Consider the following 6,342-nt stretch of genomic DNA (forward strand, 5'->3'; position numbering starts at 1 on the left):
CGAAATTGTGGATAGGTGGGGGAAAGGGGGCGTCGGCAAGAGCTATCCACAAGCCGGCCGGCGGCCGAGATGCGCGGGGACGGCGGCGATGGTAAGGGCGGTCTTCTATGCTGGAGGGCATGTCGGAAGCGAAGGAAAGAGTCTCAACGCGGCAAAAGCTGCGGGTGATTGACCGCTCGGTGCTCTCGCGGGTTAACCGCATCCGCTCGCGGTTTGTCTACATCGTCCAGGCGACTATCGGCGCGGCGCTCGCGTACTGGGTAGCCGGCGATGTGGTGGGGCACCCGCAGCCGTTCTTCGCACCGATTTCCGCGGTCATCATTCTGGGGCTTTCGGGCGGGGACAGGATGAAAAAGGCGCTGGAGATGTCGATTGGCGGCATCATTGGCGTGGCCGTGGGCGACCTGCTCTTCCAAATTGTGGGGCAGGGGCCGTTTCAGATTTTCTTCATTGTGGGCGCGGGCCTGGTGGTCGGCTCGTTTTTGACCAAGTCGCCGCTGGTCACCAACCAGATTGTCTTTGGTGCGATTTTGATCGCCACGATTTTCCCGCCCACGGAGGGCCCGGGCGGTCTGCACCGCGCGATTGACGCCATGATTGGCTCGGGCATTGGCCTGATAACCATCGCGCTGATTCCCAATTCCCCGTTGGTGGAAGCGCGGCGCGAGGTGTCGAAGGTGCTTAAGGTTGCCTCAAGCATTCTTGCCGACGTCACGTATGGCATCCGCCGCCAAGACCCCGCCGTCATCCGCGACGCACGCGAGGCTGTGCGCGGTACGCAAAATAGCGTCAATACCCTGCTGAGCGCGGCGCAATCGGGCAGGGAGGCCTCGGAGGTCTCGCCCCTGTTGTGGGCCTCGCGGCGCAGCATTCGTTCGCTGGAGCGCATCCTCATGCCGGTGGATAACGCGGTGCGCGGGGTGCGCGTGCTCTCGCGCCAGGCGCTGGGCCTGACGGAGGACCGCGATAAGGTTTCGGACGAGCAGCTGGAGTTGCTCGATGAGCTTTCCGACGTCATCCTCGCTATCAGCGAGCTCTACGGCCAAGGCAAACAGCACGGGCACGACGAGGCGATTGAGATTCCGGACCTTGTGCAGCGCCTGCGCATCGTGGGCGGGCGCGCCGGGCTGGACATTATCGATAAAGAAGGCACACTCTCGGCCTATATGATTCTGGGCCAAACGCGCTCCATCGTGGTGGACATGCTGATGGTGTGCGGGCTCTCGCGCGAGTCGGCCGTGGCGCACCTCGTGCCGACCTCGCAGCACCCGGCCTACCCGCCGGAGGTGTGGGGGCGCGAGGACTAGCGTCCTCGCGCGGAGGAAAGGACGCCGCGCGGAGTTAAGGGCGGACGATCTGGAGGTCGCGCAGGTGGCGGTAGAACGTCACGCGGGTCACTGGGCGCTTGTGAGGGACAGAATCGACGATGACGCGCAGCTGCGGGCCGCCAGCCTGGACCGCGCGGCCGGTGCTGACGGATTCGGGGTCGAGCTGACCGGGCTTACGCAGGAGCGAGCGCAGGCGGCCCTGCGACTCGACGGGGGAGGTGGCGCGGGCGGCGAGGATGCCGGGGGCGTCGGTCATCGGGACGAGGCGCGCGCCAAAGGTTTTGGGGGAAGTGGCGGCTAGGGTGTGGTCGTCGATGATGACTTCGCCGGTGAAAGAGCCATTTGCGGCGTCTGAGATGGTGGCGGAGCCGGCGACGGCGAGGCCGGAATCGTTGCGGATGAGCGGCGCAGGGCGGACCGGGGCCGTGCGGGCGAAGTCGAGGGCCTCGGCCGGGGAGGTGGGAATTCCCCAGTTCTGCGCGGCCGCGGATGTGGCGGATGCGGGGGAGGCGGTCGGCGCGGTGGTTGAGGGGGAAGAGGCTGCGGCCGAGGGGACGGGGATGAAAGCGACCTCGGCCCAGAGGCGGTCGGAGCGCATGAGGCGGGTGAGCACGGCCGAGAGGGCGGCGTCGGAGCCGGCGACGACGATGCGGGCGGGCTCAGCTAGGTGCGGGGCCTGCGGGGCAGGTTCGGGGGCGCCGAGGTGGCGAACGTCGGGTTGCGCGGCGATGTCATCGAGCGAGGGAGTGGGGTCTGTGGGGAGGAGGGGGTTGAGGAAGGCGTCGATAAGCGCGAGCTCTTTGCGGGTAGGGATGGGGGAGAGGTCGTGGGCTTCGGCAGGCATGGCCACGCCCGGGGCGCCGCAACGGAGGAACAAAAAACGCATGCGGACAATGCTACGCGGGCTTTTTGCGCCGGGAAAGTGTAAAGTTGGAGAGTATTTTGGCTTCAATTATGAGGAAGTGACTAAACAATGGCAGCGATCGTCATTGTCGGCGCCCAGTGGGGCGACGAAGGCAAGGGCAAAGCGACCGACATCCTCGGCGGCAAGGTTGACTACGTGGTCAAGCCGAACGGCGGTAATAACGCCGGCCATACCGTCGTGGTAGGCGGCGAAAAATACGAGCTGAAGCTCCTGCCGGCCGGCATTTTGTCCGAGAACGCCACCCCAGTGCTGGGCAATGGCGTAGTGATCAACCTTGAGGCGCTCTTTGATGAGATTGACGGCCTTGAGGCCCGCGGCGCGAACGCCTCGCGCCTGAAGATTTCCGCCAATGCGCACCTGGTGGCGCCGTACCACCAGACCTTGGACCGCGTGCAGGAGCGCTTCCTGGGCAAGCGCGCTATCGGCACCACCGGCCGCGGCATTGGCCCGACCTACGCCGATAAGGTCGCGCGCATTGGCATCCGCGTGCAGGACATTTTTGATGAGTCCATCCTGCGCCAGAAGGTGGAATCCGCGCTGGATATCAAGAACCAGATGCTGGTGAAGATGTACAACCGCAAGGCCATCGAGGCGGACCAGATTGTGGAGTACTTCCTAAGCTACCGCGACCGCCTGCGCCCGATGGTTATCGACGCCGAGCTGGAGCTCAACCAGGCACTCGAGGCCGGCAAGCACGTGCTCATGGAGGGCGGCCAGGCCACCATGCTCGACGTGGACCACGGCACCTACCCGTTCGTGACCTCGTCTAACCCGACCGCCGGTGGTGCTTCCGTGGGCTCCGGCATTGGCCCAACGCGCATCAAGACCTCGCTGGGCATCATCAAGGCTTATACCACCCGCGTGGGTGCCGGCCCGTTCCCCACCGAGCTCTTTGATAAGTGGGGCGAGTACCTGCAGACCACCGGTGGTGAGATTGGCGTGAACACCGGCCGCAAGCGCCGTTGTGGTTGGTATGACTCCGTTGTGGCGCGCTATGCCACCCGCGTCAATGGATTTACCGATTACTTCCTGACCAAGCTGGACGTTCTCACCGGTATCGGCGAGATCCCGATCTGCGTGGCTTACGACGTCGACGGCAAGCGCTACGACGAGCTGCCGCTTACCCAGTCCGAATTCCACCACGCCGAGCCCATCTTTGAGACCATGCCGGCCTGGGATGAGGACATCACGGAGTGCTCCACCTTTGAGGAGCTGCCGCAGAAGGCACAGGATTACGTCCTGCGCTTGGAAGAGCTGTCTGGCTGCCGTATCTCCTATATCGGCGTTGGTCCGGGCCGCGACCAGACCATCGTGCGTCACGATGTCATGGAAGACCAGTAAGACGTTGTCCTCACCGAGGAGGTGTGAGAGCCCCGCTCCCTGGCACAGCTGAACTGGTTCTCTGCACGATGTTTCTTCTAGCCCTCCAAGCAGACAGCAAAGGTTCCTATCCCTACCCAGCGCTCGGTCCCTCTAAGGGATTTAGCCCTAATTGAGCGAAAGCGCCCGTGTCCCGTCATTGAGAAGGAGCACGGGCGCTGTGGCATTTCAGTGCCCTTTAAGCTGCCCGCAAGACCGTGACATGCCAGCATAGGTCCTTCCCTGTTGAACGTAACCAAAACCTCATCTAAAGTTAAGTTCGTTTTAAGCACAGAGAGTTTTCAGCTTTCGCGGGCCCAATTCCCGCGTATTTCAACACAGGGAGTTACTTCAATGATTATCAAGCTTTTGAGCGGCCTGCTAGCCACGATTATGGGCTTCTTCGGCCTGGGCGCCCCGGCGCAGGAGGCTGCGCCGGCTCCTGAGCAGGAGCAGGTTGCCGTTGCTGGGCAGGGCAACAACGACGACGTGCAGGCGCTTATCGACGCCGCCCAAGCCGAAGCCGGCTACGACTTCATCAGCGTCCGTTACGAAGGCGACACCGCCCATATTGCCCTGAACCCGGAGACCTACAACCCGGACAAGGATGGCGATACTTTTGAGGCGGTTTCCCAGCTCCTGCAGGAAAAGGGCTACCGGGTTACTGCCGTTCTTTAAGGCCTAGTTCATTCCAGGATCCGCACTGCGGCCTCGGTAAAGCATCCGCTTGCCGACGCCCGTGCGGATTTTTCTTTGCCCAATTCTCCCTCACTCCCTATTCGGGGGTCCTAAGTGTGATTGTGACGACCTTAGGCAGAGTTTTCGCTCACACAGCCCTTCTTGGAGATGAGAGGCAAAAGGATTAAGGATTACTACATTTCTAAAATGTCGAACGTGCGTACACTCTTATCGAATGCCATGCAGCTACACCTGTAACACCAACTTTCTGGGGATGGTAGCGGGGTGACGCGAAGAAATTGCGTGCAATCCCCCCTCTCTAAAATTTGCAAGAAATTAGATAAAGCACAGCGTAAAGAAATATCTACGTAGGTCTTGTTAAAGCTAATCTTAGTATTGATTAAGCCATTAGTGTGGTGTCCAGACCTTAAGAAAGGCCTAGGATACATTGAACATACGTATTTAAACCTAGGTTAACCGTGGAAATAAGTGCATCCACCTGTGGGTATGAAATTAGAAATCCTGCATAACCTGCAGTTTTCTAAAGCTTTCTGGCTGGCGCCTTAAATTTTCCCGTGATATTATGCTGAGAGCACGATAAGAGTTAATCCAGAGTCGGGTTCAAAACCCTGATTAACCGCAGTGTGTTCAAGTCTCAATTTCAGGTTCTGTTCAGCGAAGACACTCGCTGTACAGGAAAACGAATGTAAGTATTTGTACCGCTCGAAGAGGAAAGAATGAGTAAGTTAAGAAATATATCCCGAGAGGGGTGGATGGTCTTTACCGCAGTGCTTGCTGCAATTGCGGTAATCGCGGCCATGGTCCACGTCCCAGGGGCCGAGGCGCAGGACGGAGATGAACGATTCTCGGTCGAAGCCAATAAAGGCCTGCCACAAGTGACAACAGCGGACGCCCCTAATTGGGGAACGATGGTTTGGACGGGCAAGCCCGATGGTTCAGAAGGAAAAATGAACGTCGGTTGGGCTTGGTGTATTGATCCTATATTGCGCCAGCCAATTGATGCCAAGAAGACCTATGACAGGAATAATGCTGGTAAGGCGCCAATTGAGCCCGAATATCGTGACGCTGCTATTAACGTTGCAACCAAGATGCACAATGCAATTCTGCAGGGGGAAAAGCAGACCGTTGCGAATTACTCTGTTTACCTAGCGGCATTGATCGGTAGTAATGTTGACAACGGTCAGTATGTCGGGGGTGCGCGAAACGATACTCGAGAGCACATTTTGAATCCGACTCACAGCTCTGACGGTGCCGCTGGAGCATTGTGGAAAAACTATAACGGCAGTGCAAAGGAATTCACTCAGTTAACTGGATTCATCATTAAGCAGGATCCTAACCGAAGTGGAAGGTTTATTCTGGAAAGGGATCCTTCGGTTTCCATTCCGAAAGCCCCAGAAGGTGCTTACATCACAATTGTCGGACCTCAAGGTAATTTGACTTCGGATCACGGATCTCTGAAAGGTAATCAGCGCGTATTCACCCCGGATCAGCCTGGTTTGCCTGGTGACGGCGGAGACGGCTCGAATCCATCTGGACGGGAGCCGTCTATTAAGACTGAGGCTAAGTTTGCTGAGGGTTCGTCTCGTGTTGTTAATGGTGCGGTTGTTACTGACACTGTGACTTATGAGGGTCTGGTTGTTGGTAAGAAGTACCACCTGGATGCGAAGTTGATGTCCAAGGATGGCAAGACTGTTCTGGGTACTGGTGAGGCTGAGTTCACCCCTGAGTCTGCTGATGGTGAGACCACGGTTGATATCAAGGTTGATAATGCTGAGAAGCCGGTTGAGTCTGCTGTTGCGTTTGAGGAGTTGACCTCTCTTGAGGTTGAGTCCAATGGTGATGAGACTCCGGATGCTGATACTCCGAATAAGATTGCGGAGCACAAGGATCTGAATGACCGTGCTCAGACTGTGGACTCTAAGGAGACTTTGGAGCCGTCTATTAAGACTGAGGCTAAGTTTGCTGAGGGTTCGACTCGTGTTGTTAATGGTGCGGTTGTTACTGACACTGTGACCTATGAGGGTCTGGTTG

Annotated in this window: 5 protein-coding genes; 4 read left to right on the plus strand and 1 reads right to left on the minus strand. The window is 58.5% G+C overall.

Translation table 11 applies throughout. The features are described 5' to 3' along the window. Nucleotides 1-107 precede the first annotated feature (107 nt). Entirely contained in the window at nucleotides 108-1,307 is a 1,200-nt protein-coding gene (locus QP965_RS08715) for an FUSC family protein (RefSeq protein WP_284844684.1), read from the plus strand. A gap of 34 nt (nucleotides 1,308-1,341) precedes the next feature. Here QP965_RS08715 and QP965_RS08720 read toward each other — a convergent pair whose 3' ends face one another. Continuing rightward, a complete protein-coding gene (locus QP965_RS08720; RefSeq protein ID WP_284844685.1) occupies nucleotides 1,342-2,214 on the minus strand; it encodes a hypothetical protein in 873 nt (290 codons plus the stop codon). An 87-nt stretch (nucleotides 2,215-2,301) separates the two neighbouring features. Between QP965_RS08720 and QP965_RS08725 the strand changes: the two genes are divergently transcribed. The 3 genes from QP965_RS08725 to QP965_RS08735 form a co-directional block, all read left to right on the plus strand. Continuing rightward, nucleotides 2,302-3,594, plus strand: a complete 1,293-nt coding sequence (locus tag QP965_RS08725) for an adenylosuccinate synthase (RefSeq protein ID WP_179387036.1) — start codon at nucleotides 2,302-2,304, stop codon at nucleotides 3,592-3,594. Nucleotides 3,595-3,966: 372 nt separating this feature from the next. Then, on the plus strand, nucleotides 3,967-4,290 hold the full coding sequence (locus QP965_RS08730; RefSeq protein ID WP_284844686.1) for a malonyl-CoA-ACP transacylase: 324 nt from the start codon (nucleotides 3,967-3,969) through the stop codon (nucleotides 4,288-4,290). Between the two features lie 773 nt (nucleotides 4,291-5,063). Next, a partial coding sequence (locus QP965_RS08735) for a VaFE repeat-containing surface-anchored protein (protein WP_284852687.1) occupies nucleotides 5,064-6,342 on the plus strand: 1,279 nt, incomplete at its 3' end.

Origin of the sequence: Corynebacterium sp. MSK074 (genome assembly GCF_030229735.1) — a bacterium.
Lineage (GTDB): Bacteria > Actinomycetota > Actinomycetes > Mycobacteriales > Mycobacteriaceae > Corynebacterium.